The sequence below is a fragment of the Vibrio sp. Y176 genome (assembly GCF_033438945.1).
Window position 1 is genome coordinate 777,032 of sequence record NZ_JAWOQS010000002.1, and the last position, 26,370, is coordinate 803,401.

21 protein-coding genes and 1 pseudogene are annotated in these 26,370 nt (G+C 45.1%); 10 read left to right on the forward strand and 12 right to left on the reverse strand.

The genetic code is table 11. The features are described from left to right. Positions 1 to 24: 24 nt before the first annotated feature. Together R7O13_RS07620 and R7O13_RS07625 are read right to left on the reverse strand one after the other, a co-directional pair. Positions 25 to 1,017: a zinc-dependent alcohol dehydrogenase family protein gene (locus R7O13_RS07620; protein ID WP_318303456.1), complete on the reverse strand. Its 993-nt coding sequence runs from the start codon at positions 1,015 to 1,017 to the stop codon at positions 25 to 27. A gap of 88 nt (positions 1,018 to 1,105) precedes the next feature. Next, positions 1,106 to 1,920 (reverse strand): annotated as a pseudogene (locus R7O13_RS07625) (AraC family transcriptional regulator). A 111-nt stretch (positions 1,921 to 2,031) separates the two neighbouring features. Here R7O13_RS07625 and R7O13_RS07630 point away from each other — a divergent pair. Further along, positions 2,032 to 2,736 (forward strand): MOSC domain-containing protein, encoded by a 705-nt coding sequence (locus R7O13_RS07630; protein WP_213866658.1) that lies wholly within the window; start codon positions 2,032 to 2,034, stop codon positions 2,734 to 2,736. A 54-nt stretch (positions 2,737 to 2,790) separates the two neighbouring features. Here R7O13_RS07630 and R7O13_RS07635 read toward each other — a convergent pair whose 3' ends face one another. Continuing rightward, positions 2,791 to 4,029 (reverse strand): DEAD/DEAH box helicase, encoded by a 1,239-nt coding sequence (locus R7O13_RS07635; RefSeq protein ID WP_213866657.1) that lies wholly within the window; start codon positions 4,027 to 4,029, stop codon positions 2,791 to 2,793. 265 nt (positions 4,030 to 4,294) lie between these two features. Beyond that, a complete protein-coding gene (locus R7O13_RS07640; RefSeq protein ID WP_005374598.1) occupies positions 4,295 to 5,296 on the reverse strand; it encodes an arginine deiminase-related protein in 1,002 nt (333 codons plus the stop codon). A gap of 404 nt (positions 5,297 to 5,700) precedes the next feature. Between R7O13_RS07640 and R7O13_RS07645 the strand changes: the two genes are divergently transcribed. Continuing rightward, complete coding sequence (locus tag R7O13_RS07645) at positions 5,701 to 7,551, forward strand: ABC transporter ATP-binding protein (RefSeq protein ID WP_005374597.1); 1,851 nt, start codon at positions 5,701 to 5,703, stop codon at positions 7,549 to 7,551. Between the two features lie 592 nt (positions 7,552 to 8,143). Continuing rightward, positions 8,144 to 8,851 (forward strand): DUF445 domain-containing protein, encoded by a 708-nt coding sequence (locus tag R7O13_RS07650; protein WP_213867953.1) that lies wholly within the window; start codon positions 8,144 to 8,146, stop codon positions 8,849 to 8,851. Between the two features lie 102 nt (positions 8,852 to 8,953). Here R7O13_RS07650 and R7O13_RS07655 read toward each other — a convergent pair whose 3' ends face one another. After that, a complete protein-coding gene (locus R7O13_RS07655; RefSeq protein ID WP_005374595.1) occupies positions 8,954 to 9,430 on the reverse strand; it encodes an Lrp/AsnC family transcriptional regulator in 477 nt (158 codons plus the stop codon). 292 nt (positions 9,431 to 9,722) lie between these two features. Continuing rightward, complete coding sequence (locus tag R7O13_RS07660) at positions 9,723 to 9,971, reverse strand: hypothetical protein (protein WP_130545664.1); 249 nt, start codon at positions 9,969 to 9,971, stop codon at positions 9,723 to 9,725. Between the two features lie 358 nt (positions 9,972 to 10,329). Between R7O13_RS07660 and R7O13_RS07665 the strand changes: the two genes are divergently transcribed. Both R7O13_RS07665 and R7O13_RS07670 read left to right on the forward strand, forming a co-directional pair. Beyond that, positions 10,330 to 10,863: a GNAT family N-acetyltransferase gene (locus tag R7O13_RS07665; RefSeq protein ID WP_085569453.1), complete on the forward strand. Its 534-nt coding sequence runs from the start codon at positions 10,330 to 10,332 to the stop codon at positions 10,861 to 10,863. An 18-nt stretch (positions 10,864 to 10,881) separates the two neighbouring features. Then, positions 10,882 to 11,316 (forward strand): hypothetical protein, encoded by a 435-nt coding sequence (locus tag R7O13_RS07670; protein WP_262592633.1) that lies wholly within the window; start codon positions 10,882 to 10,884, stop codon positions 11,314 to 11,316. Between the two features lie 91 nt (positions 11,317 to 11,407). Here the strand turns inward: R7O13_RS07670 and R7O13_RS07675 are convergent, their stop codons facing one another. Beyond that, positions 11,408 to 11,647 carry an RNA recognition motif domain-containing protein gene (locus R7O13_RS07675; protein WP_005374587.1) on the reverse strand — a complete coding sequence of 80 codons (240 nt, stop codon included), beginning with the start codon at positions 11,645 to 11,647 and terminating at the stop codon, positions 11,408 to 11,410. Positions 11,648 to 11,795: 148 nt separating this feature from the next. Between R7O13_RS07675 and R7O13_RS07680 the strand changes: the two genes are divergently transcribed. Next, a complete protein-coding gene (locus R7O13_RS07680) occupies positions 11,796 to 12,329 on the forward strand; it encodes a GNAT family N-acetyltransferase (RefSeq protein WP_042522265.1) in 534 nt (177 codons plus the stop codon). Between the two features lie 124 nt (positions 12,330 to 12,453). On the opposite strand, the gene putP is transcribed toward R7O13_RS07680, so the two are convergent. The 4 genes from putP to R7O13_RS07700 form a co-directional block, all read right to left on the reverse strand. Then, the gene (gene putP / locus R7O13_RS07685; protein ID WP_005374582.1) at positions 12,454 to 13,947 is read right to left on the reverse strand and encodes a sodium/proline symporter PutP; all 1,494 of its coding nucleotides are present in this window, start codon (positions 13,945 to 13,947) and stop codon (positions 12,454 to 12,456) included. A 136-nt stretch (positions 13,948 to 14,083) separates the two neighbouring features. Next, entirely contained in the window at positions 14,084 to 14,791 is a 708-nt protein-coding gene (locus tag R7O13_RS07690) for a delta-1-pyrroline-5-carboxylate dehydrogenase (protein WP_005392153.1), read from the reverse strand. Positions 14,792 to 14,802: 11 nt separating this feature from the next. After that, on the reverse strand, positions 14,803 to 17,934 hold the full coding sequence (putA, locus tag R7O13_RS07695; protein ID WP_318303459.1) for a bifunctional proline dehydrogenase/L-glutamate gamma-semialdehyde dehydrogenase PutA: 3,132 nt from the start codon (positions 17,932 to 17,934) through the stop codon (positions 14,803 to 14,805). 406 nt (positions 17,935 to 18,340) lie between these two features. Continuing rightward, positions 18,341 to 19,153 (reverse strand): AraC family transcriptional regulator, encoded by an 813-nt coding sequence (locus tag R7O13_RS07700; protein ID WP_104976367.1) that lies wholly within the window; start codon positions 19,151 to 19,153, stop codon positions 18,341 to 18,343. A gap of 971 nt (positions 19,154 to 20,124) precedes the next feature. Between R7O13_RS07700 and R7O13_RS07705 the strand changes: the two genes are divergently transcribed. Next, positions 20,125 to 20,844 carry a PAS domain-containing protein gene (locus R7O13_RS07705; protein ID WP_017820063.1) on the forward strand — a complete coding sequence of 240 codons (720 nt, stop codon included), beginning with the start codon at positions 20,125 to 20,127 and terminating at the stop codon, positions 20,842 to 20,844. Positions 20,845 to 20,917: 73 nt separating this feature from the next. Here the strand turns inward: R7O13_RS07705 and pdxH are convergent, their stop codons facing one another. After that, entirely contained in the window at positions 20,918 to 21,553 is a 636-nt protein-coding gene (pdxH, locus tag R7O13_RS07710) for a pyridoxamine 5'-phosphate oxidase (RefSeq protein ID WP_318303462.1), read from the reverse strand. Positions 21,554 to 21,668: 115 nt separating this feature from the next. Here pdxH and R7O13_RS07715 point away from each other — a divergent pair, with 115 nt between their 5' ends. The 3 genes from R7O13_RS07715 (at position 21,669) to R7O13_RS07725 (ending at position 26,324) form a co-directional block, all read left to right on the forward strand. Beyond that, on the forward strand, positions 21,669 to 23,543 hold the full coding sequence (locus tag R7O13_RS07715) for a sensor histidine kinase (protein WP_017634535.1): 1,875 nt from the start codon (positions 21,669 to 21,671) through the stop codon (positions 23,541 to 23,543). Next, a complete protein-coding gene (locus R7O13_RS07720) occupies positions 23,536 to 24,759 on the forward strand; it encodes a sigma-54-dependent transcriptional regulator (RefSeq protein ID WP_005383565.1) in 1,224 nt (407 codons plus the stop codon). The genes R7O13_RS07715 and R7O13_RS07720 overlap by 8 nt, the downstream gene beginning before the upstream one ends. Positions 24,760 to 24,932: 173 nt before the next feature. Beyond that, positions 24,933 to 26,324 carry an HlyD family type I secretion periplasmic adaptor subunit gene (locus tag R7O13_RS07725; RefSeq protein ID WP_005374562.1) on the forward strand — a complete coding sequence of 464 codons (1,392 nt, stop codon included), beginning with the start codon at positions 24,933 to 24,935 and terminating at the stop codon, positions 26,322 to 26,324. Positions 26,325 to 26,370: the final 46 nt, after the last annotated feature.

Consider the following 26,370-nt stretch of genomic DNA (forward strand, 5'->3'; position numbering starts at 1 on the left):
TTTTCTCAACAGGCTCACTGTAATTCACAGCGTCAAAATGATTTTTCCTGACACTGCTGACGAGCGTCGCTCAACCATTTCAATCGCTGTTTGAAAGTCCTCTAACGGCAGATAATATGCAACGTTTAACTTTATGTCGCTGCTAATAAAATGTTCTAACATTTCAGCGAACACCGTCTTTCTCCCGCCTTTACCTACCGATTCTTCCCAATACCGCAAAAAGAATGTACTAAAGTCGATGTTGTTGGCCTTCATCGATTCAAAAAACTCAGGCGTATAAGGCGTTAACGACAATGTTCCGTAGTTGATGTATTGGCCGTTTTCTTTCAAGGTACGAATGAGATCCGTGCCAGCCTCACCACCTATCGCGTCCAGAACGACCGTTGGTTGTGGCAGTTGGAACGTTTGCAGCTGCGCTTGTAAGTCTTTCTTCGCGTCCAACACTGGAATGGTATCGTACGGATACTCGTCTCGCTTTGAGGTCACTGCAATCAGTGCAAAACCCAGTGAATGGGCGAGCTGGGCAAATATCTTACCGATCGCTGACCCTGCTGCATTGATGATCACCACATCGTCTTTGTTCAACTTAGCTACTTTAGTGGTGATCACCCACGCGGTTAACGCGTTGATGTACAACTGACAGGCATAGCCGTTCTCCAAACTCTCAGGTAGCGGAAAAAGATTCTCAGGCGAGGCATCTATGTAGTATTGCCAAGTACCACTCATCGCCACCAACACCTTTTGCCCAACTTGAAGGTCAGTTTGACCAACTGCACTGACTTCCACCACACACCCAACCGCTTCAAATCCCGGCACGCGAGGTGGTACGTGAACGCGGCGGTATTGCCCAATACCATGAATGGAAAGCAAGTCACTTGGGTTAATATTGGTGGCTTCCAGTCGCACCCGAACCTTGCCCTGAGCAAGCGGTTTGAGGGGCTCTTTTTCCAACGACAGCGACGTTTGGGGCTGACCAAAACAGAATTGATTCACTCGAGTATTTATCGTTGGTGCCATTGTTATTCATACCATGTAATTGAAATTCAAAAAGGAAGTTTCGCGACTTCTACTCAAAAGCATTAAGTGAAGTCGAAGCTCTGTATTTCTACCTGCGCGATGCGCCGTTCACTCTAAACTGTTGTGGCGTCATATCAAAATAGGCTTTAAATGCTTTGATGTAGGATGAGTCATTTTGATAACCCACTAGGTCTGCAATGGCTTGGATTGGCAACGATTCATCTAACAAAGAAAGCGAGTAAATTAGCCGAATTTGTTGCCGCCAAAGTAGAAATGAAGTGTTGAATTCCTTGGCGAACAGCCGTGATAAAGTACGCTCAGACGCCCCAATTTCTCCCCCCACTCTTTTAGCGAACAGCTTAACGCGGGCTCGTCTGTCAATTGCTCGAAAATCAGTTTTAGTCGTCTGTCTTGTGGCAGCAATAACTGAAATGTCTGCACGTTGCTTTTCAAAATTTGATCATGCAACACCGCCAGCAAATGCAGCACTTCTTCGTGGCTTGTCTCACCTTCACACTGTCTGCGGATCTCTTGTAAAAGCTCATTTAAAAACGGCGTTAAAGCAATGGTTCTCACTTGTTGCTCGTACGTTGCGCCAAACTCAGGGTTGAGGTAAATGCCAACAAATATCGTGTTGCTTAGAGCAATCGACTCGTGTTGAACACCCGCAGGAACAAATAACGCAGAGGTGTGCGGAACCAAGTGCTGATAATGCTCAGTTTGTGTTTGCAATAACCCTTTGATAGGAAAGATGATTTGATGCCAAGTGTGTTGATGCAGCGCATCAATGTAACCTTTTGGCATGTCGATGGTTTTCACTAAAACAGGAGAATGGGGATTCGCGGCCATCATCTCATTGGAGGTGACGACGCCTGACTTCGAATCAATTTGGCGAGTTAGCATTGTTAGTTGTCTTTTCATCCCTACACCGACACAAGTTTACTAGGCTATCATGCTCCGCATCGCGAATGAAGGTAAACACTTTATCTCTCATTCAAATAATAAGGAGGTTACATGAAGAAAATCGGCGTCGTAAAAGCTGTGCTAGCAGGGAAAACCGTCCCTTATGCTCATGGTGCGCAAAGCGCAATCAACAAACAAGTGCTGCCTGAGCGCCAGCATGCAACAGAGCTCGGTTTTATCAGTGATGAGCAAGGTGATCCGCGCTTTCATGGTGGCATTCAAAAAGCGCTTCATATTTACCCAAGCGAACACTACCCAATCTGGCAACAAGAATTAGGCGAAAGACCAATTTTCCAATCCGTCGGCGGCTTTGGCGAAAACATCAGCTCCGAAGGCGTCACCGAATCCACGATTTGCTTGAAAGATAAAATTCGCATCGGCTCAACACTACTGGAAGTGTCGCAAGGTCGCATGCCTTGTTGGAAACTTAACGTACGCTTTGACCAACACGACATGGCGAGAAGACTGCAAGATACGCTTCGAACAGGCTGGTATTTCCGAGTGCTGGAAGAAGGCGATATCGGTGCAGGTGACGAGATTATTCTGTGCGAAAGACCTTATCCAGAATGGCCATTGGCTCGTATCATGGGTGCGGTTTTCACTGGCTGTTTAGATAGAAAAGAACTCACTAAGCTGTCTGAGCTGCCGTTAGTCGAGTCTTGGGGCAAGCTGGTCGAGCGCCGTCTAGAAACTGGTGAAGTCGAAGATTGGGAAATGCGCTTGATTGGCCCAACTGCCGTTAATACTCAAAAGTAAAATTTGTAAGCCATGCTCTGAACCGACTATGCCGTCAAGAGCGTGTTTTTTGTTTTACTTCGCACTCGGGGCTGGGCGTTTCGACTTACCTTGAAACTGCTTAATGCTCTTCTTAGCATGAGTTCGACGGTTGGCTTTTTTATCGCGTGGCGCGCGTTTGCTCTCGCCAGTTGATGGCTTATCCGTTACTGGAAAACCTGCCAGATCTTGCACTGGTAATGCACGTTGAGTCAGATGACGAATCGCGCTTAGTGCGTCCATTTCACCATGACAAACCAATGACACCGCCACACCTTGTTCGCCTGCGCGAGCGGTGCGCCCTACTCGGTGAACATAGGTTTCTGCATGCATTGGCAGTTCAAAGTTGATCACTACAGGCAATTGCTCAATGTGAATGCCGCGCGCTAGTAGATCGGTGGCAATCAACACCTGAATTTGCCCAGATTTAAACTGCGCCAGTGCTTCTTCTCGCTCATCTTGACTCTTATTGCCATGCAGCGCATTGGTTGAGATGCCCGCTTTATTCAGCTTCTTCGCTAAGCCATCGGCGTTCTCTTTCGCACCAATAAAGACTAATGCCTGAGTCCACGCGTTTTTTTGAATCAGTTCAATCAATGCCTTGGTTTTACTGCCTTTGTTAACGAGGTACAGCGTTTCAGCAATATCTTGGTTGGTGCTGTTTTCTTGATGCGCTGCAACTTGCTTTGGTGCCGGCATAAGCAGCTTCGCTTTACCCTTCAACTCATCTGAAAACGTTGCCGAGAACATCGCGGTTTGACGCTGGTTTGAAATAAGCCCCGCAATATTTTGTACGTCAGGCCAAAAGCCCATATCCAACAGACGATCCGCTTCATCCAACACTAGGTAATGGATATTGCTTAAGTCTAAACCGTTGTTTGCCAGATCAACCAAACGACCTGTCGTCGCGACAAGGATATGAGGATTTGTCGCTAGCGCCTGCTGTTGTTGCTCTTTATCAACGCCGCCACACAAACACACTGCGTTGAGTTCAAGAACTTGACCAACTTGGTTAATTGCTTCACTCACTTGCATTGCCAGCTCACGAGTTGGCACAAGAATCAGCGCTTTTTGCTCTGGATTGACACCCAGCTTTTCCAACAAAGGCAAACCATAAGCAAGGGTTTTGCCGCTGCCTGTATTTGCCAAAGCCAATAGATCTTGACCAGCCAACAGCTCAGGAATGGCCAACGCTTGAATATCGGTCGGTTTCTTGAAGTCTTTTGGCAGTGCGTGAATCAGCTCAGAACTCAATGAGAGAGTAGAAAATGGCATTAACGAAAACCTTGTACTTTGGGTTGAAGAAGCAATAAAAATAATGAAGATGCGGTAAAACGCAGGCGCGGACTTTACCACAATCTGCTAGGTGAACCATCCTATTTTAGGCGCTTAAACCAAGCGTCGCCTACGCAAATCGTCAGAAAACTAAAAAGCGCAAAAAAGCCGTTAGTCTGTACTGCCACAGAGCTAACGGCTAAAAAACCTTGAAGAGAACGCTTCATCAGCCTTTCACTGCGGCTGAAAAGAAATGTGCAGTTTATTAAAGCACAGCTTTACGATTCGGTAAGAACACTTCACCCAACATGCAACGAACCGAACCACCACCAATAGATTCTATGGTAGAAACGTCGAATGGCAGCAATTTACCGTGCGTTGCCAATTGGTTTCTTTGTGCTGGTGAAAATGCATCGTACGCCGATTGCGACATCGCAATCACCTTGTCGCCGTTGATCGTTTCTAGTTGCAGAATGTTACCGCAGAACTGGTTCATCTGATCAAGCGAAATTGAGATGACTTGCTTGTCTTTGGCGAGTGACTTCATTACAAAACGACGCTCAAATTCTGGGATCACTTCGTCACAAATCACGCAAAACTGTTCGCCAACCGCCATCATCACATTGGTGTGATAAATCGGCGCACCAGACGGCAAACGAGTTTGGAAAGAAATCACTCGTTCATAGCCAATACGATCGGCGTAATCTTCTAAAACCAGACGATCACAACGTTGTGAGAGTGCGGCATAGACCGTTTTATTTAGGTGGTCAAACACCATCACACCCGTGCTTTCTAAATACGCTTGCTCGTCAAGATATTCAGTTAGACTGCTGCGTCGATGAACTTCTCGCCCTGCTTGCGCTAGTGCTGCCACAAGCGCATCGGGACGTACTTCTTTTTGACGGTTTTCACAGGCCATTGGAAAGGTGTACAACGTGCCATCTGGCGTAGTGCTAAACCAATTGTTTGGAAATACCGCGTCTGGCGTTGCAACATCTGAAGTTGGATAATCAAACTCAACAACTTGAACGCCCTCTTGACGCAGCGTTGCAACCATACTCGCGAACTCGGCCATTACTCGACGTGAGACTTCTTCTTGGCTGAGTGACACTTTATGTTGGAACTCATTATCTTGTGCGGTTTCTTCATTAAAACGAAACTCTTTCGGTGGCACCATCACTACGCAGTTCGCGGTTTGGCGCTGAGCACTTTGCGTGCTTTCTTCTTTCCCATTAGCAAATTGGGTCACTGATTCGTGTAATAGCATCCAATACATTCCTTATCACTAGAATGAGGAGATTGTAAATTTATTGTTAACTTCAGTTTTGCTGTTTTGACAATTAATTTAATTGCCCAAAAGTAATTTTTGCTGCATTAAGTTCATTTTTCCCTAAATTTTATTGTCACTTTGCAGGTTTAAGCTTTTATTGCACCGTGATGAACATGATAAGAATTCATCATAAGAATCAGAACCATAGACAATCACACCCATAACCAACTAGTTACATTTAAGACACAATCGGTTAGACTATTTTTTCGCCCCTCTCGTCAATCGGTCTGCTTTATCGAGGAGCAGGCAAGAAACTCTCATACACGCGGTTTCGTCCAAAGCAGCGTGAATCGATGGATTTAGCCACCCCAAATGGCACTGTTTTAACTTTAGGATGAGTTATGTTTAAACGATTTGAAGGCTTTACAGAGCCGTTCCCCAAATCTACGCCGGATCAGCCTCCTTCAGGGATGTTCGCTTTTCTGCGTTATTACACTCGTGGTTATGAAAAGCCTTTGATCATCATGTCTTTGATGGCCACAATTGTGGCTGTTGTTGAGGTAATGTTGTTTGGCGCCATGGGACAATTGGTTGATTGGTTGTCTACCAGCAATCCAGAAACGTTCTTACAAGACAACAAATCGGATTTGATTTTCTACGGAGCCTTATTGCTGGTTGTCATGCCTATATTGGTGATCTTGTACTCGTTGCTCGTTCATCAAACGTTATTGGGCAACTACCCAATGTCTATCCGCTGGCTTGCACACCGGTATTTGCTCAATCAAAGCTTGAACTTCTATCAAGATGATTTTGCAGGTCGAGTCGCAACGAAAGTCATGCAAACCTCATTAGCTGTGCGCGAAACCGTGATGAAAGCTATGGATGTGTTTGTTTACGTTACGGTTTACTTTACCAGCATGATCATTATGTTAGCGACGGCAGACTGGCGTTTGATGATCCCAATGATTGTCTGGCTACTCGCTTACATCGCTATCCAAATCTATTTTGTCCCTAAGCTCAAAGACGTCGCTTCAGCGCAGGCCGATGCACGTTCGACAATGACAGGGCGCATCGTCGACAGTTATACCAATATTCAAACCGTCAAACTGTTTTCTCATAGCCAGCGCGAAACCCAATATGCCGAGCAAGGCATGAAAGGATTTTTAAATACGGTCTATCGTCAAATGCGCCTAGTGACCGGCTTCGACGTCGCTGTAGAGATCTCAAACTATATTTTGGTATTTTCCGTTGCTGCTTTATCGATTTACCTGTGGTTGGATAGTGCCATTAGCGTTGGCGCGATTGCGATTGCTGTTAGTCTTGCATTGCGCGTAAACGGTATGTCGATGTGGATAATGTGGGAAGTTGGCGCCCTCTTTGAAAACATGGGAACCGTTGTCGATGGAATGAAAACGCTCTCTAAGCCTATTGATATTAAAGATAAACCAGGCGCAAAAGACTTGGTTGTCACTGAAGGAGGCATTCACTTTGATAACGTCAGCTTCCATTACGGTGAGAACAAAGGCGTGATTAGCCATCTCGACCTCAACATCAAACCAGGAGAGAAAGTCGGCTTAGTTGGGCGCTCCGGCGCCGGAAAATCGACTTTGGTGAACTTGTTACTTCGTTTCCACGATGTCGAAGACGGCAGCATTAAGATCGATGGACAGAACATCTCAGAAGTCACACAAGACTCTTTGCGTTCAAAGATCGGTATGGTGACCCAAGATACTTCTCTGCTACACCGTTCAATTCGTGACAATATTTTGTATGGCAATCCAGATGCGACAGAAGAAGATTTGCTGAAAGCCACTAAGCAAGCGCATGCCCATGAGTTTATCGAAACTCTGACCGACCCATTTGGTAATGTCGGATACGATGCGCAAGTTGGTGAACGTGGTGTGAAACTGTCTGGCGGCCAACGTCAGCGTATCGCAATATCTCGTGTGCTACTCAAAGATGCACCATTGCTGGTATTGGATGAAGCAACATCGGCTCTGGATTCAGAAGTCGAAGCGGCGATTCAGGAAAGCTTGAATGAATTAATGCAAGGGAAAACGGTTATTGCTATCGCTCACCGATTATCGACCATCGCACAAATGGATCGCCTCATCGTGCTAGATAAAGGCAGCATCGTTGAACAAGGTTCTCATCAAGAACTCATTGCGAATAACGGCATTTACGCCCAGCTTTGGGCGCATCAAACTGGCGGATTTATCGCTGAAGAACTAGACAATCAACACGCTTCTTAACGAGTGATAAGCTCAATAAAAACGGCGCTTTAAGCGCCGTTTTTTATTTTAATCCATGGCTAGATGCTCATATAGCCATTGTGGTTTCTCATATATGAAACACTCTCCATGATAAAGCTCACACTTTTTCTGCTAATATACCGCCTCGTTGCGTATCCATTGCAATGAACACAATACAGAGTATTGAGCCGTCTTCATTTGTCATTTCACTTTTTGAGAAACAGCTATACTCAATAGATGGCTTAGTTATTATATTAACAATAAGGTAATTAGCTTATGTGTAAATGTGGTTCAATGCAGATCGTACAACTCAAACCAAGTTGGGCTGACAAGCTATTCGGCTACTCAGAAAGATGGAAATGCCAACTTTGTTGTAAGATCTACCGCATCTAAAATTAAAAATAGAATCTTAGTTTTTCTAAGAAAAAGCAGTGGCCCGACAATGATTGTCGGGTTTTGTTTTTCTGAACATTCATTTTTTGTCCCTTCTCTACAAGACTACTCATCACGGCAAAACCTAGCATCTTAATGTGACTTAGGTATAGAATCAGGCCCACTTATTCTTTCCGATATTCATATATAACTGGTCACTATGAACAAAAGTTTGCTAACGAATGTCCTCGCTATCGCTTTGATGGCTGGAGGTCATCAATTACAAAACGACTATCTTTGGTATGCAGGGCTGTTTGCGTTCTCAGGCGCCATCACCAACTGGCTTGCCATCCATATGCTGTTTGAGAAAGTGCCTGGATTATACGGTTCTGGCGTGATCCCCGCGCGATTTGAAGAGTTTAAACTGGCTATCAAAAACTTAATGATGGAACAGTTTTTTACTGAAGCGAACATTGACCGATTCTTGAATAAAGAAATGGCGGGCGGTGTGAACATCGATCTTCAACCAGTAATTGAGAAAGTAGATTTAAATCCAGCATTTGATTCCCTAGTGGAAGTAATTGAAGGCTCTCAGTTTGGTAGCATGCTAGCGATGTTTGGCGGCTCGGAAGCGCTACAACCCATGCGCCAACCTTTCGTCGAAAAGATGCAAGAATCCATCATTGAGTTGAGCAAGAGCGATAACATCAAAGAAGCACTGAAAGAGCAATTCGAATCTCCTGCAATGATGGATGAGATAAAGCAGAACATTGAAGGTATCATCGATCAACGTTTAAGCGAATTAACACCGGCATTAGTTAAAGAAATGGTGCAAAAGATGATCAAACAACACCTTGGCTGGCTAGTCGTTTGGGGCGGTGTTTTTGGTGGTTTAATTGGCGTTATCAGCACCTTTATCGGGGCATAATCGCTCACCGATTTATTAAAAAGGAGCTTCGGCTCCTTTTTTTATCTTGAAAAAATAATACGCCAAGCCACGCTAAATAAGGAGGCTCAACACATGCCTCGCCTAACCAAGGAGCTCGGGATTAACACCAAATCCCGTTTTATGTTCTTCTATGACCACTTCACTACGAGTTTGAATCACGCCCGGAAGCGTACCTAACTTGCTCGACATAAACTCCTGATACGCTTTCATGCTCTTAACACGAACTTTTATCATGGTATCGAAATCTCCAGAGAGCGAGTAACACTCCTCAATTTCAGGCATCAATTCCACCGCTTTCGCAAACTTTTCAAAAATAGAAAAACTGGTTTGGTCTAAACGAATATGGATGAATACTTGCACATCCAGCCCCAACTTTTCCGCATTTAACTCTGCATGGTAACCATTGATATACCCTTCTTTTTCTAGTCGCTTTACACGGTCAGAACATGGAGAAGTCGTTAAGTTAATCAGCTTTGCTAGTTCTACAACTGGAATTCTGCCTCTCGAATGAAGCACTCTCAAAATATGTAAATCAATCCGGTCCAATTGATAACTCATTAACCCACTTCCTTGTAACCACTTAGAAAGCATCACATTAATCGTTGCTCAAACAATTGCAAACCATCAAATGCACAGCATGTGAAATTCAGCAGAGAATAACCAGAAAACAACGAAGGAGGGAAAGAGCTATGATTATTGCCGCTCACTTAGTAACCGTGATATGAAGAGAAAAAGCAACCTAGCGGCTCCCGCGGAATCGCAAATTTGAAAGCGCATGACACGCCTGTATAGATATGTCGTTCGGGCAAAGCCGCCCTATTTAGCCATTAATCATGGCTATCACTCAGAATTAGAGTGCGGCCGATGTATGCCGTGTAGGATGTGGAACAACCTCTCCAATTGCACGATGATTACAACAACGGCAGTAGTATTGAGGCTCCATCTCGTAATAATGTTCACCTGATACAAATTTCGCCATCAGCTGTGTAAAACTCACCATTTTGCCTGTTAACGACTCAACAGACTGAGGCTCGCAACGCTTCATAATCACTTTATGTTGCGTTGATTTTCTACAAGCTGCGCAATATATATCCGGCATTTCTCTTCTCCCTACTTTTTCGTCCTACTGACAATTGACATATTTTGTTCAAAATAATTCCACAATTAAAAAGCTCCTTTAATTTTTTGTGCCCTATCTTCAAAAAATTGAACGAAAGTATCAAAAAACTGAGACATTGGTCAGACCTCAACTTTTATACCATCATTATGAGCAAACGTGCTTATGTGTGTAATAATACGACACATTACACATAAGCAATTGTTCGGGCTTATTATTTGGTAAGGCGCATGACAACTTTACAGCTGGCTAGATCGAGCTTTCGAGACGCCTTGTTATCTTGATTTACCCCGCAAACCAGTTGCTAGCAGCTATAGCCGTCTCATCAAGGAAGAAATGCATGACGATACAACCGATTCTCACTACCGAAAGACTCGTCCTCCGGCCATTCAATATCGATGACTGCCAACAAGTGGCTTTACTCGCTGGAGATAAGCGAATTGCCGACATGACAGCAAACATCCCTCATCCTTATGAGCGACCGATGGCGCAAGCATGGATAGATAGGCACGATCCGATGTATCAGCAGCATCAAGGCGTGGCGTACGCTATTACCTTGCGAAACACGGGGGAGTTACTTGGTGCAGTGAGTTTACCGCGTATCGAAGAGGGCTACGGTACATTAGGCTACTGGGTTGGCGTGCCACATTGGGGGAAAGGCTATGCATTCGAGGCCTCCAAAGCCTTACTCGAATTTGCTCGAATGCACTTTGAGTTAAACGGAATAACCGTGATGCATTTGGTGGACAATCAGCGTTCTAAATCGGTGATCCAAAAACTAAATATCCCTTACATCGGTGACAAAACATTGCGCATGCAAGGCAAAGAACGAAAGGTTTGTGTCTACCAACTCACGTTCGTCGCTTCTGAATAAAGTCGAGGGATATGTCGGATGATCATCCATGAAACTTCACAAAATCTGCCCAAGAACAACCCTTTCTTGCTAGGAACTGTAGTGTTGTCGCTGTTCTATTTTTCCTACCTAGCAGACAAGATCGTCGAGTTTGGACTCGTAGCACTCACAATAATAGGATTGAAACTGCTCTCAACGTACTTCACGCGCCGCGCGTTCAATCCTAAAACGCTAGATATCGATGCAAGCACCAACACCTTGAAGTACCGCCAGGGCTCAACGGTTTACTTCCGTCTACCTATTGATGACATTGTCAAAGTCCAAATACAGAAAGAGTTCTTCTCTAGCAAAAGTTTGATGCTCTACACAGTCAACGACGCTTACCAAGTGCCGAATTCAGACAATTTCGATTCTCTACAGTTAAAGGATTTAATGAAACAACTTGAAGAGAGAATTGATGATCAATCTCGCTAAAACGAAAAGAGAAGACATTCTAGAATGTTGCCAATTTGGTCTCTAAATAGAAAGACAAAAAAGCCAGCAATAACGCTGGCTTTTCTCTGTGTTAGTCTTGCGCGACTTTCACGCGAATTTTGCTTTTTTCTACGTTCGTCAAATTCAGTGCTTCAAGAGCAGAAATGGCTTCTGCTTCGTCCGGCATGATGACAAAACCGAAGCCTTTCGACAAACCCGTGTCTTGATCAAGCACTAGCGAACACAGTTCTACTTTGCCGTACGCTGAGAATAATTTGCGGATATCTTGCTCGGTCATGTGACGAGCCAAGTTTCTTACTAAAAGTTTCATAATGAACCTAGTTGGTTTGATAACGGTTCGATTCTCCCAGTTTCTCTCTGGCAAACCAAGTGAATAATATGACGGCGTTGACTAGATCATTCTAAGTACATCTGTTTAAATGATTTTCCGTTCATTTTTCACCCATAGGAGAGTCGGCATGGAAACGAAACGTCTCAAACTCATCCCTGCTTGTTTAGAACGAGCCGAAGAGGCGCATCAAGCTGTCGTTCGCAGCCAAAAGACTCTCGAAGTCTATCTGCCGTGGGTGCCTCATGTGCTGACATTAGAAGCGATGATAGAAGGGACAGAGAAAGCCATCGCAAACTTTGAAAACTTCGAAGAAGAGCTGCGTTACTACATGATTGAAAAGGAAAGCGATCGCTTACTGGGTGCGGTAGGCTTGATGATTCGAGATCCCGACGTACCATCCTTTGAGATAGGTTATTGGTTAGATAATGCTGCCGTTGGCAATGGTTATGTTGCCGAGGCTGTGCTCGAAGTTGAGCGCTATGCGTTTGATGACTTGGGCGCCAAGAGAATCGCAATTCATGCTGATAGCACCAACCAAAAGAGCCGGGCTGTAGCCGAACGCTGTGGTTATGAGTTCGAAGGAGAGCTCAGAAACGAACGTCTGACTACATCGGGAGAGCTGAGTAACACCGTTATTTACGCCAAAATTCGTCGCGACTAACACTCCAATCTAACCGAGCAATGCTAAGCTCTGATCTCAAGCTACCACCATTAACGCTAATTAAGTTTCAGATAAAACAAAGCCCGCTAAAATAGCGGGCTTTGTGTTCATATACGGGAAGTTACTAGTCTAGTTCAACCAGTTTTTTCTCGAACGACTGGTGTTGGTCTAACACGTCTTGCGCAGCACCACCCGTTGCTTTACTTACCACAATGATGGCAAGCGTAGAGAAGATGATGCCCGGTACGATTTCGTACACATCAAACCAACCGCCTGTTAGCTGCTTCCAAACTACGATAGTGATACCACCAACAAGAATACCTGCTAACGCGCCGTTACGGTTCATACCGCTCCAGTAAAGGCTAAGTACAACCGCAGGACCAAATGCCGCACCAAAACCAGCCCAAGCGTAAGATACAAGACCGAGTACTGAGCTATCAGGCGTCATCGCTAGGAATAGCGCAACAAGCGAAATAACGATAACACCGATACGACCAATCATTACGATTTCTTCAGAAGACGCTTCTGGCTTGAATACTTGCTTGTAGAAATCTTCTGCAAGCGCTGAAGATGAAACAAGGAGCTGTGAGTCAGCGGTACTCATTACCGCCGCTAGGATTGCTGCTAACAACATACCCGCAACGACAGGGTGGAATACTGCGTTAACCAATAGCATGAAGATCTTCTCACCGTCTTCTAGTTGAGTACCCGGATGACCCGTAACCCAAACCAGACCAACAAGACCAACAAGCATTGCACCAACCATAGATAGTGCCGTCCAAATCACTGCGATACGACGTGCAGTCGTTAGATCTTTGTTTGAACGAGACGCTTTAAAACGCGCTAGGATGTGTGGCTGACCAAAGTAACCAAGGCCCCACGCCGCTAGAGAGATAATGGCAATCGCAGATAATGGTTCGCCTTTCGCGTCATTCCATAGCGTTGCAAGTTCTGGGTTGATGTCATGTAGATCAGAACTTAGCTGACCTAAACCACCGTCCATTACCGCTATAGGAACAATCATTAGCGCAGCCGCCATTAGAAGACCTTGCACTAAGTCAGTCCAAGATACCGCTAGGAAACCACCGAATAGTGTGTAAGAAACGACACACACCGTACCGATGATAACAGCGTAGGTATAATCTAGACCGAATACCGTCTCAAACAGTTTGCCCCCTGCGACCAAACCTGAGCTGGTGTAGAAAAGGAAAAATAGAAGAATGAAAAACGCAGAGATTGTCTGAATCAGTTTCGACTTATCGTTGAAGCGACGTGACAGGAACTCTGGCAACGTTAGCGCGTCAGTTTGGATACTGTAGGTACGTAGGCGTTTTGCACTGATGAGCCAGTTTGCCCATGTACCAAGAAGTAGACCGCCGGCTAACCAGAAGGCCTCGATACCCGCAGCGTACGCATAGCCAGGCAAACCTAGCAGCAACCAACCACTCATGTCTGAAGCACCTGCAGATAATGCAGCAGGCCACGGACCTAGGCTACGGCCACCTAGGAAGTAGTCAGATGAATTGGAAGTCCTCTTATACGCGTAAACGCCAATAGCAACCATAATCAGTAAATACGCCACAAAAGTGGACGTGATAGCAAAGCTATTTTCTATCATTAGATAGTCCTCGTTATAATTATTTCCTTCCTTGCCTGCCCTGATATTTTACCGTCTCAGCAATACATCAGAGTATAAAAAACCAATCTGGACCGGCTCTCAGTCCAGTTACTCCAGATTGGCATTACAAGTCAGGTTAGTGAGTTTCGTTCCCCAACTCGAGTAGAGTCGCGTTACCACCCACCGCGGTAATATTTATCGTTCGAGTGCGCTCAGTAATGAAGCGCAACGAGAGATGAGGATCATGAGCCAATTTCGGTGACTCTAAATCCGTTTCAGAAACTAAGCCGACGATTGCACCGTCACGCTTAGCTAGTTGAAGATTGAGCGCATGCTCAATCTGTGAACGCCCAACATAACCCACACTACGTACATCGCTCTCAAGCAACGGGGCAGACGCATCGTACGCAACAACCTGGACTAAGTTAGATGGGAAGTTTGCCAACGCTACAGCTTGCTTAACCAATTGGTTTAGCTCTGCATTGTCACTGCAAACGACCACACTGTTTCCTGCAATTAAGGCACAGGTGATCATCGCAAAAGCACTGTATAACGCATTATCAGCAGGCTCGATGTTGTTTTCACAAATCACCAAAGCCACACCGCGTCCTGCGGCATACAGTTCGTTAGTTTCCCCTGTAGGGCCAACTAACTGGTGAGTTTCTGCAAGAAGAGCTGATGCTTGTTGCAAGTGGTAAGAAACCACTTTGGCAACGGTAGACTGCTGCCCTTCTAGTGCAGATTTAAATGCCAGAACATGCTCGCATTTGTAATCAAAATCAGTCAGATTCCACTGCTCCCACGCAGAGAATGCATCTTTAAAATAGGTGATCTGATGAACCATAATGCGACTCCTTATGCGTTTTCTGCTTGAGCAAGAAGATGTTGAGTAAATCGGAATAGGTAGTGTGGACCACCAGCTTTCGGGCCAGTACCCGACAAGCCTTGACCACCAAACGGCTGTACACCAACCACAGCGCCAACTTGGTCTCGGTTGATGTAGCAGTTACCTACTCGTGCATGTTTCTCAATCCAACGGTACGTGGTTTCGTTACGGCTATGGATACCCATCGTCAAGCCAAAACCCGTTCTGTTGATCTGCGCAACCACGTTCGGTAATTCAGACGCTTTAAAGCGAACAATGTGCAAGATTGGACCAAATTGTTCTTCTTTCAGCACATCGATGCCCGAGATTTCAAACGCACTTGGTGAGACAAAGTCACCATGCTGGCACGATTCATCCAGCTGTAGCTGAGCGACTTTAGTCTGTGTTTTGCTCATTTGCTCAAGGTGAGCGAGGAGTTTTTGTTTTGCATTGCTGTCGATAACCGGACCAACATCCGTTTTGTGTAGGTAAGGTAAACCAACATGCAGCTCATTCATCGCACCTTGAATCAGGTTGATCATACGGTCTGCTACATCTTCTTGTACAAATAGAACACGAAGGGCAGAACAACGCTGACCTGCAGATGCAAACGCCGAACGAATCACATCACGCACCACCTGCTCTGGCAATGCAGTACTGTCCACGATCATTGCGTTTTGACCACCTGTTTCCGCAATAAACGGAACCGGTTTCGCGCTGCGCTCCGCAAGCGTGACGTTAATGCGTTGCGCCGTTGCCGTTGAGCCAGTGAATGCCACACCAGCAATAGCATCATGAGAAGTCAGTGCATGACCAATCTCAGCGCCGCGACCAGTAAGTAACTGAATCACACCTGCAGGGAAACCAGCATCAAGCATTAGTTCAATAGCGCGAGCGGCAATTAAGCTTGTTTGCTCAGCAGGTTTTGCAACCACTGTGTTACCCGCAATCAGTGCTGCCGTCACCTGACCAAGGAAGATAGCCAACGGGAAGTTCCAAGGGCTAATACACACAAACACACCAAGACCTTCACGGCTAGAAATGCGTTTCACACCATCAAAGCCTTCTAGCTCAAATGGCTGTAGGTTTTGCGCTTGTTTCGCGTAATAACGACAGAAATCCACCGCTTCACGAACTTCATCAATGCTATCGTGAATCGTTTTACCCGCTTCTTTGTGACAAATCGCCACCAGCTCAGCTAGGTTTTCTTCCATTAAGTCAGCAAGCTTTTCTAAACAAGCCGCTTTTTGTTCTACAGGAACGGCTTTCCAATCAGAGAAAGCAGTTTGCGCCGCATCAATTGCAGCGGAAACGTGATCAAGAGTTGCAAATGCCACTTTGCCGACTTCAATTCGGCGATCGTATGGTGCGGTGATGATCTCAGCCGCATTTTCCTTGATCATGCTTTCGGCAAAGCGTTCACCATTGATCATCGGGCCTGCAACCCACTGGTTGTCCATGAAGCTTTCGACCTGAGCTTCAAATGGCTTCGCTTCACTGTCGATGTCGATGTTGACGCCATATGAGTTCTTACGCTCAGGGAAAATGTCGGCAGGTAATGGGATCTTGTCGTTGTGTAGCGTGTCAAAACCCGTCAACACATCCACAGGGTGATGAGTCAACTCGTAAATTGGACAACGCGCATCAACTAGACGGTGTACAAACGAGCTGTTCGCACCATTTTCAAGCAGACGACGAACCAAGTACGGAAGCAGATCAGCATGGCTACCGACAGGAGCATAAATACGTACTGGCTGACCGTACATTTTCATAACATGGTTATACAGTGAATCACCCATACCATGCAGGCGCTGGAACTCGTATTCTTTGTGCTCCGCCATGACAGCAATTGCCGTAACCGTGTGAGCATTGTGGCTTGCAAATTGTGGGTAGATATTACCGCGAACACCTTCGCTAAGTAGGAAACGAGCACAAGCTAGGTATGCAACGTCCGTCGCTTCTTTGCGAGTGTATACTGGGTAATTTGCATAACCCGCTTGTTGAGACCACTTGATTTCGCTGTCCCAGTACGCGCCTTTAACCAAACGCAGAGGAATAACGTCACCTTGCTCTTTTGCGAGTGCATTTAGCCACACCAAGACTGGTAGCGCACGTTTTGAGTAAGCTTGAATAACTAAACCAAACTTGCCCCAACCTTTCACAAGATCGCTACGGTACACTTTCTCAAATAGCTTCAGAGAAAGCTCAAGGCGATCCGCCTCTTCTGCATCGATTGTGATTGCAACGTCGACTTCAATAGCACGTTTTAGTAGTTGCATTAGTGAGTCATACAACTCTGTCATTACACGTTCTTCATTTGCGACTTCGTAGCGCGGGTGTAATGCAGAAAGCTTGATGGAAATCGAAGGCGCTGGACTGGTGTCATTGCCGTAAGTTTCTCGACCTACCGCTTCGATCGCCATTAGGTAATCTTTGAAGTACTTGTTCGCGTCCGCTGTAGTTAACGCCGCCTCACCTAACATATCAAATGAGTAGGTGAAACCTCTGTCGCGCATCGGACGACCGTTCTTTTGCGCTTCTTCAATCGTACGACCACGAACAAACTGGTGACCCATGATCTTCATTGCCTGATACATGGCTTTACGAATCACGGGCTCAGAGAATTTATTTACCAGACGGTTTACAGCCTGACCTGGGCTCTGGGTGCCTTGCTCACCAAGACCAACCACTTTACCTGTTAGCATGAGGCCCCATGTTGATGCGTTAACAAACACAGAGTCAGAGTTCTTCAGGTGAGATTTCCAGTCTGCGACACTCAACTTATCTTTAATCAAAGAATCTGCTGTCGCGGCATCTGGGATGCGCATTAATGCTTCTGCAAGACACATCAGCAAGATACCTTCTTGAGTATCTAAGCTGTATTCCAGCAATAAAGCATCAATCATCTGGATTGACTTCTTATCGGCACGAATGGCTTCGATAAGGTGGGTCGTTTGGGTAGTGATCGCCGATTTTTCATCCTCTGTCGGCGTCGCTAGTGGCAATAGTTGCTCTAGCCATTGAGACTCGTCCACCATATATAATGGCGAGATCAGTGACCACAACTTATCAAGCGGCTGCCCGATAAATTCCGGTGTCAACACGTTCGTAGCTGTAAACATGTGTGTTCCTCAATCTCACTCCTCGAAAACCGCTTCGAGGATTGTCAATGGCTGGCAGTGTATTTTGAGGCCGATAAGAATACTTGTCAAAAACTACGACATTTTTGCCAAAAACTCGCTTTTATAACAAAACATCCACATAGTCACATTCAAATAGGTAATATTTTGTGTTGTAAATTTTAATTTTTTCATTGCATTCACAACAAAATATCAAGAATATCAATAAGATTTTTGTGAAGAGCTCGTTCTAAGGGAAAATGTAGGATCAAGTGGCATATCAACCACTGCAAAGAACAGAGAATTTAAAAAAACGAGAGATAGGTCACGTGAATAAAACATAAAAAAACCATGCATAGTGCATGGCTTTATTCTGATTGATGATTATTTGACCTAAAAAAACGCGTTGTTATCCAACTTGTTTTTTATAACGGGAAGGTGATATTCCCTGTAAGCGAGTAAAAGTATGAGTAAAAGTACTCTGGCTTGAGAAGCCAGTAAACTCGGCAATTTGCCCTAAAGAAAGGTGCCCTTGCTCGATTAATTCACGAGCCATGTCGATACGCTTTCCAAGAACATATTGATGAGGTGTAATCCCCATCTGCTCTTTAAACAAGCAATGGAACTGACTTTCCCCAAGAAACACTCGCCCGGCCAATTGAGCCACACTAATCTTATGACTCAGGTGCTGCTCAATGTAACGATCAATCGCCTCCAAATCAAAGCGCGACTCTTTTCGACTGGTCTCAAATGCCGAGATATGGCGCTGCATTAATGCAATCACAGTGTCGTTACACGCACGACTTAACAGCAGGTCATCCGGATGGTTTCGCATTTCCTGAACCAACATCTGTATCAACTTCTGAATTTGACTATCTAACTGGAAGTAGACATGATCTCTCTCCAGGTTATTGATTTTTTGAAGCATTTCAGGATCATCATTTGTCGGTTTGGGCATATTCAGCACCAAAATATCCGATTGATTGATGACGCCACCGAAAGCATGATCAGAGCATGCGGTGACCACACAACCTTGACCAGGGCCGACAAGATTACCTCGCCCGCGCACTTCAAATTCGGCTTGCCCTTTTAAACCAATCACGATCTGCGTATAAGAATGATCGTGGCAATCCATATAAGACGGAAGTGTGATCAGCTCCGCCGGCTTCGGCAGCATAATCTCTTGATATGAAAGGATTTTTTGGTTATCTGAGTCATTCATTTTAAACAGTCGTCTTTACACGGTCAGCCTACGTCTTCGCATCATATACCTTCTTTGTTGGGTTGCAACTTTTACCCAACTCAATCGACAAGATCAAATCAGCATGATCAAGTTCATTTACATGATCATAGTTCCGGAACGATGATCATGCGAGATTAATTTACGGTCAGTGAGCAACCAATTTTATTAACAAAAACGGATAGATAGGCAACACCTTACTTATACATAATCAATCAATGTAAAGATCCTTATTACCGAACAATCCGTTATTTTGTAAAACACCGTGCTCCATATTAGATAAGTCGTCCCTGAAACGGATCGAAACCCACGCTTAAACTCAACATAGAGGGATTTCCCCCCTTACTAATATGCCTCTGATTCAATACATTAGTTATCGAGCTTTAAGATGCATACGATCTAAGGCTCTCGGTATCTCATTGATACCTCTAACTTACTTAGCAGACCCTCGCTAGGTAATTTAGAACCTCTTCTACACGTCGACAAGATTATATCTTGTGTTGCCAGCCCGTCTTCAGGCTGGCTTTTTTTTCGCTTCTCAACAATGAAAACAATGGCATAAGCTGATATCATAGCGTTTGTCTCACTGTCCCTCTCATATGCTTAGGTGCTGCTCTTTCGCTCACAAGTGATATGAACGTCAACCACATTACAACTGAGTTGTAGGAAGCATGATCAATGACGATACGAGTTGTAAGCCGAACATTGGCGGACATCCGTGAGCGCACATATCTGTAATGAAACAGACCATTTTCCCAATTAAACTCTTCGTTCCATTTCGTCGTTGTCTATGACTACCTGACGAAAACATCGAACACCATGAATTTAATTGGATTGAGCGCCAATCAACGAACGTGTTCTAGCAACGTAACTGCCTACTTGGCAACATCAATACGAGCCATGTAACACGGACGTCTCTGTATTGGTAAAAGCAGTATGTAGTGAGTCCTTTTGTGAATATTTCAGTCGATACCATAGAACAATCCCTCCTTAAACAGCTACCAGGTTGTTGGGGATGCAAAGATAAAGATTCGGTATTCCTATACGTAAACCAGGAATACGCAGAACTGTTAGGGCACACGTCGCCCGAGGAGTGCTTGGGTAAAACTGATTTTGATATGGCCAGCCCAACCACTGAATGCGCGCAAGAATTTCAACGCCAAGATAAACACGTTCTCGAAACTGGCGAGTCACTAAAAATTCTGGATATCCACCCTTATCCAGATGGCCGCTGGCGAGCACATATATTTACTAAAACACCGTGGCGAGATGACAAAGGCGACATCGTAGGCACCATTTTCTACGGAAGGGAACTCACCGACACCGCCGTGATTGAAGTCGGGTATTGGGTTTGTCGTGCAATCAGTACCAACCCAAATCAACAATCCATCTTTCGTTTTTCTGACTTACAACCAAAACCAGAGAAGCTCACATGCCGCGAGCAAGAAACGCTTTTCCTCTTGCTCTATGGCAAAAAGCCTCAATTTATCTCTCAGGTCATGGGCATATCAACAAAAACCGTTGAAGGTCACGTCGCACGCTTACGTAATAAGTTTGCAGCGAACAGCAAGAACGAGCTAATAGATAAAGCAATGGAAGCAGGCTACGGCTCTGTTGTACCCAAAACCCTGCTTAAGCATCAATTATCGGTTGTGTTGAATGGAGAGCGATAATTCACATCGCTTCCACCTACAAAAACACCGCCCCAATTCGGCGGTGTTTGTTTATTCATGAGGGACCATAAGCCTATGGCGCTAAACGATCAATGTCCCAACTTCCATCATGCTGGGAGAAAAGAAAACGATCGTGAAGGCGATGTTCGCCACCTTGCCAAAATTCGATGCTCTTTGGTTTTACGCGAAAGCCACCCCAAAAGGTTGGTACTGGTATTTCACCCTTAGCAAACTTCTGTTTTAGCTCTAAAAACTTACCTTCCAACACACCTCTGGCAGAAATACGACTACTTTGTTTGCTCGCAATTGCGGCCAACTGGCTCTCTTTAGGACGAGAAGTAAAGTATTTCATATTCTCTACGGCGGTAAGCTTTTCAGCCACACCAGTAATATGAACTTGGCGCTCTAACGGGTGCCAAGGGAAGTGCAAACTAATATTGCTGTTATGCTCTAGCTGCTGGGCCTTGCGACTGCCTAGGTTGGTGTAAAACACAAAACCATCTTTGTCGACGTTTTTCAATAGAACAATGCGTTGAAACGGCATGCCATTTTCATCAACCGTTGCAACTGTCATCGCAGTCGGGTCCGTTAAACCCGCTTCAACTGCTTGCTCTAGCCACAGATTAAATTGATCAATAGGATCAGCTTTCAATTCTTTACGACGCAGCCCACCTTTGGTGTACTCACGACGAATATCAGCAAGTTCCATCTTTACTCCTTCACTCGTTTTTGTCGATTGTGCTCCCGATACTGAGGAAATACAAGGACATCATTGTGCTTGTTATCGTTGCCGCTCACAGCATCACAGTGCGTCATTTGATACCATGACACAAAAAACCAGTGAGCCGATCGTGAACTTACTCAACCCCAAAGCCCTACGTCATTTTTTACTGCTACTGTGTGCCGTTGGCATTTCAGGGCTTGCGCTTACTCATCATTACGCAACTCAATACCAACATGATCAATGGCAACAAAAGCTAGAGAGACAAGCCGCGCAAGTGTCACAAGAAGTGGACTACGAACTGGCAAAGTTTGAACAGATACCAAACCTATTAAGTCACGACCCAAGACTACTCAAAGCAGTAGAGCGCGGAACGCCCTCTCAAGAGCTCAACCTACTGTTATCAGATTGGTTGAAGCAAAGTTTGGCCGATACGATTTACGTTCATGACCGCACCGGGTTAGTCATTGCCTCAAGTAACTTTCAGCAAGAAGATACGTTTGTCGGCTCTAGCTTTAGCTATCGCCCCTATTTTAAAAATGCGCGACGCGGTGAGCCCGCTCAATACGTTGGATTAGGCGTACGCTCGAATAAACGTGGGTACTTCTTCTCATCTCCGCTGTGGGTAAATGAGGAAGTCGTTGGCGTGATCACAGTAAAAGTGAATTTGGAGCAATTAGAACAGCGCCTTTCGCAAACCACGACTGACGTACTCATTACAGATAAACACAATGTCGTGTTTATGAGCAATTTACCAGACTGGCGCTATCGTGCACTTTTCCCACTGTCATCGAGTGCAATAAATGAACTTACCGAAACGCGTCAATATGGCGATACCTTACCCGAATATTTTGGTGAGTTAACGGCACACAGTGGTGTCACGGAGTTTGATGACAATCAATTGCTTCTATCACCGAATTACCTCGCATACGCAACACACTTATTGGATAAAGGGTTTCGCGTCGTTGCCTTAATTAACCACAACAGCGTTCTTGCCGCCGTTTTACAGGCCGATATCGTCTTCCTGATCTTATATGCGCTCATTGCTCTAATTGCGTTAGCGTGGTTCCAAACCCTAGTTAACAAAGCGCGCCTTGCTCATCTCAATGTGAGCCTAGAAGAAAAAGTAGTGCAACGGACACTAGTTCTGAGTGAAGCCAACCAAAAGCTACAACAGACCATCCGCCAATATGAACAAAGCCAACAAGAGCTTAAACAAACACAACAAGAGCTGACGCAAGCCGCGAAATTGGCACTGTTGGGCGAGCTATCAGCCAGTATTAATCATGAGATAAATCAGCCACTTTCCGCACTAAGAACCTATACCGAAAACTCGCAGCGTTTGTTGGCAATGGAAAAATACCCAATGGTCGCTGACAATTTGGGCAAAATGCTGACACTCAATGACACCATTTCGGAAGTCATTGCCCGCTTAAAAGTCTTTACTCGGAAAGCCACGCACGATTCACACAATGAAATCTCAGTACTGCACGACGCGGTACATACTGCCACCAGCATTTTGAGCAACAAGCTTATTAAGCAAGGAGTAACACTAAAAGTTCCGGCCATCGACTATGATGTGAAGCTGGCCATTCACAGCGTTGAATTAGAACAAGTGCTGATCAATCTCTTCCACAACGCGGCACAAGCGATGGAAAACCACTGTATCGATCCGCAAATATCCATTGCTGTTCAGTGTCATGATGACAGTTGCGACATTCTTGTTTCCGATAACGGACCAGGGATGTCAGACGAAGCCCTAGCAAAAGTGTTCGACCCATTTTTTACGACTAAGCCGGAGGGTCTTGGATTAGGTTTAACAATCTCCAAGCGGATTATAGAGAGCTATCACGGCTCCCTCTGTGCCTATAAACATCAGAACACAGAACAACAAGCAGGAGGGATGACCTTTATCGTGACGCTACCAATAGTCAATCAGAATAAACGTACCCCAGAAGTGGAAAACGACCATGAATAACCCAGTTTTCTTTGTTGATGACGAACCACACATTCGTGATGCCGTGTCTCAAGCCCTGCTGATTGAAGGGATAGACGTCACCTGCTTACCAAACGCAGTAGAAGCCTTACGCGTAATCGACTCAAATACGCCTGCGATTATCATTACCGATATCCATATGCCCGTGATGGATGGCTTGGAATTTATGCGAACTTTGCGAAGCAAAAACGATCACTTTCAATTCATCGTACTTACTGGACATGGAGATGTGAAAACCGCGGTAGATGCGATGAAAAGCGGCGCGTACGACTTTCTAGAAAAACCGTTTTCAACGGAACAGCTCATGAAATCGCTCAACAATGCCAGCGATAAACTGAACTTGTTGCAAGAAAACATCTGGCTTAAGAAAGAGCTCGACATGCAAACTCATGTTGGTCCGAAAATGATTGGTCACAGTAAGGCCATGGTTAGTATTCGTCGCGCCTTGATCAGTGCGCCTACAAGCCAGCCGCTCATTTTTGTAGGTCAAGATGGTACAGGTCGCCGGCTCGCCGCACAATTTGCCCACGACATACATGCAACACCGGATAGTGAGCTAATCGCCGCTTCTGGTGAAGACCTCTATGAGCTTTCATTAGAAGCGCTCGACAAAGCCATACACCGCTTAAGTGAAGGAAAACGCCACTGCAGTTTGTACTTACATAGCGCAGAGCATGTATCATTTGAGCAATGGGAATACTTGTTCAAGCACCCAAAACTTGAACGTGTTTTTGGCGCGACCACCCAAGCCGAGCCACCTCTAAAATCCCTGGCGACTCTAATTCACTTACCGACGCTCGATGAAAGAAAGGAAGATATAGGGCCTTTATACAAGCATTTTGTGCGCCACACAGCGAGTCGATATCAGTTACAGCCGCCACATATCAGCCTAGAAGAGGTCAAACACCTCACCAGTCTCGAATGGCCAGAAAACGTTAAGCAGCTACGCCAATTTGCTGAACTTCGTGCCCTCAAGCCAGATACTTTTAGAATGGAAGATTGGAACAGTGAGAAAAGTCTTGAAATTCAGAGTATGACTCAGCGCACAGAATACTTTGAATATTGCTTGTTATTCGATGCATTGCAAAGACATCGCGGCAGACTCAAAGAGGTTCAACTAGAATTACAGGTATCACGCAAAACCTTGTACGACAAACTAAAAAAACATCAGTTGGATAAAGCCAAGTTCAAGGCGTAATAGCTATACTCCGGCGCTAATTATGCTTTTGTTTGATTTAGAAAGTGTAAGAAAGCTCATTTGAAGAGAGAATAACCCTCTTCTCATATTTTATTAGCCGAGCATGCTGACATGATCGGTTAATAATAATAAGATCAAAAAGATAATCCGTAATTATATAAGCAGGGACTGTGATGAGCCGAGATAACTACAACAAACTCAACGATGAAGAGTTGGATTTTGTTGATGACAAAACTGCAGCATTGCTCCTCAATACCCCCAACAGCGCGCGTTTTATGCTCTGGGTTATGGTGCTATTTTTCATTGCAGCAATAGGTTGGGCATCTTGGGCTGAAATCGACAAAGTCACGGTTGGTCAAGGTAAAGTGATTCCCTCCTCACAGATACAAGTAGTCCAAAACTTAGAAGGTGGCTTAGTCAAAGAAATCTTGGTCAAAGAAGGTCAGTTGGTTGAAAAAGGCCAACAGTTACTGCTTATCGACGACACCCGCTTTCGCTCAGATTTTCGTGAACGTGAGCAACAAGTTGCCAACCTTACCGCATCTGTGCTGCAACTATCCGCTTCTATTAACAGTGTTGCCGTTAATCGTGATTTTGAAACGGAAAACTGGCGTCAAAGTGTACTACTTGATTACGGTAAACTGACCTTCCCACCAACCTTGGAAGAGACTCGACCTCAACTCACACAGCGTCAAAAAGCAGAATATCGCGAAGATCTAGATAATTTACGCAACCAACTTTCTGTTATTGACCAACAAGTGCAGCAAAAGCAGCAGGACTTGGTAGAGATCCAAGCACGAGTAAGGAACTTGCGTCAAAGCTACCAATACGCGAAAAAAGAACTCGATATCACCAAACCTTTGGCAGACGAGGGCGTTGTTCCTCGTATTGAACTGCTCAAATTACAGCGCCAAGTCAACGATACCCGTCGTGAAATGACGTCCAGTGAGCTCAAGATTCCCGTATTGCAATCAGCGATTCGAGAATCCATGCTCAACCGTATTGATGTTGCACTCAAATTCCGCTCTGAACAGCAAGAGAAACTCAACAGCGCCCAAGACCAGTTATCTGCCTTGGTTGAATCAGCGGTGGGCTTGGAAGATAGAGTAAACCGAACGGTTGTGAATTCGCCAGTAACAGGCAAAATCAAAACACTGAACATCAATACTGTCGGTGGTGTTATCCAACCTGGTATGGATATCGTCGAGATCGTACCAACAGAAGACACACTATTGGTAGAGGCGAAAATTGCGCCAAAAGACATCGCATTTTTACGCCCAGATCTTCATGCTATCGTGAAATTTACAGCTTACGACTTCACAAAGTACGGCGGTTTAGAGGGAGAGTTGGAACATATCAGCGCGGATACCACTCAAGATGAAGAAGGCAACAGCTTCTACATTGTTCGTGTACGCACCGAAAAAACAAACTTTGGTCAAGATGCAGATTTACCAATCATTCCAGGAATGACAGCATCGGTCGATATCATCACAGGGAAGCGAACCGTTTTGGAATATCTACTTAAACCGATTTTAAGTGCCAAAACGAACGCCTTGAAGGAGTAAACCACATTAAGGTACTCGCGATAGGGAGTATTGAGCGATAAGTGAT

Excerpts from the sequence above, each read along its gene's own strand:
- R7O13_RS07620 (WP_318303456.1), bottom strand. The coding sequence starts at position 1,017 with ATGGCACCAACGATAAATACTCGAGTGAATCAATTCTGTTTTGGTCAG.
- R7O13_RS07630 (WP_213866658.1), top strand. The coding sequence starts at position 2,032 with ATGAAGAAAATCGGCGTCGTAAAAGCTGTGCTAGCAGGGAAAACCGTC.
- R7O13_RS07635 (WP_213866657.1), bottom strand. The coding sequence starts at position 4,029 with ATGCCATTTTCTACTCTCTCATTGAGTTCTGAGCTGATTCACGCACTG.
- R7O13_RS07640 (WP_005374598.1), bottom strand. The coding sequence starts at position 5,296 with ATGCTATTACACGAATCAGTGACCCAATTTGCTAATGGGAAAGAAGAA.
- R7O13_RS07645 (WP_005374597.1), top strand. The coding sequence starts at position 5,701 with ATGTTTAAACGATTTGAAGGCTTTACAGAGCCGTTCCCCAAATCTACG.
- R7O13_RS07650 (WP_213867953.1), top strand. The coding sequence starts at position 8,144 with ATGAACAAAAGTTTGCTAACGAATGTCCTCGCTATCGCTTTGATGGCT.
- R7O13_RS07655 (WP_005374595.1), bottom strand. The coding sequence starts at position 9,430 with ATGAGTTATCAATTGGACCGGATTGATTTACATATTTTGAGAGTGCTT.
- R7O13_RS07660 (WP_130545664.1), bottom strand. The coding sequence starts at position 9,971 with ATGCCGGATATATATTGCGCAGCTTGTAGAAAATCAACGCAACATAAA.
- R7O13_RS07665 (WP_085569453.1), top strand. The coding sequence starts at position 10,330 with ATGACGATACAACCGATTCTCACTACCGAAAGACTCGTCCTCCGGCCA.
- R7O13_RS07670 (WP_262592633.1), top strand. The coding sequence starts at position 10,882 with ATGATCATCCATGAAACTTCACAAAATCTGCCCAAGAACAACCCTTTC.
- R7O13_RS07675 (WP_005374587.1), bottom strand. The coding sequence starts at position 11,647 with ATGAAACTTTTAGTAAGAAACTTGGCTCGTCACATGACCGAGCAAGAT.
- R7O13_RS07680 (WP_042522265.1), top strand. The coding sequence starts at position 11,796 with ATGGAAACGAAACGTCTCAAACTCATCCCTGCTTGTTTAGAACGAGCC.
- putP (WP_005374582.1), bottom strand. The coding sequence starts at position 13,947 with ATGATAGAAAATAGCTTTGCTATCACGTCCACTTTTGTGGCGTATTTA.
- R7O13_RS07690 (WP_005392153.1), bottom strand. The coding sequence starts at position 14,791 with ATGGTTCATCAGATCACCTATTTTAAAGATGCATTCTCTGCGTGGGAG.
- putA (WP_318303459.1), bottom strand. The coding sequence starts at position 17,934 with ATGTTTACAGCTACGAACGTGTTGACACCGGAATTTATCGGGCAGCCG.
- R7O13_RS07700 (WP_104976367.1), bottom strand. The coding sequence starts at position 19,153 with ATGAATGACTCAGATAACCAAAAAATCCTTTCATATCAAGAGATTATG.
- pdxH (WP_318303462.1), bottom strand. The coding sequence starts at position 21,553 with ATGGAACTTGCTGATATTCGTCGTGAGTACACCAAAGGTGGGCTGCGT.
- R7O13_RS07715 (WP_017634535.1), top strand. The coding sequence starts at position 21,669 with ATGACACAAAAAACCAGTGAGCCGATCGTGAACTTACTCAACCCCAAA.
- R7O13_RS07720 (WP_005383565.1), top strand. The coding sequence starts at position 23,536 with ATGAATAACCCAGTTTTCTTTGTTGATGACGAACCACACATTCGTGAT.
- R7O13_RS07725 (WP_005374562.1), top strand. The coding sequence starts at position 24,933 with ATGAGCCGAGATAACTACAACAAACTCAACGATGAAGAGTTGGATTTT.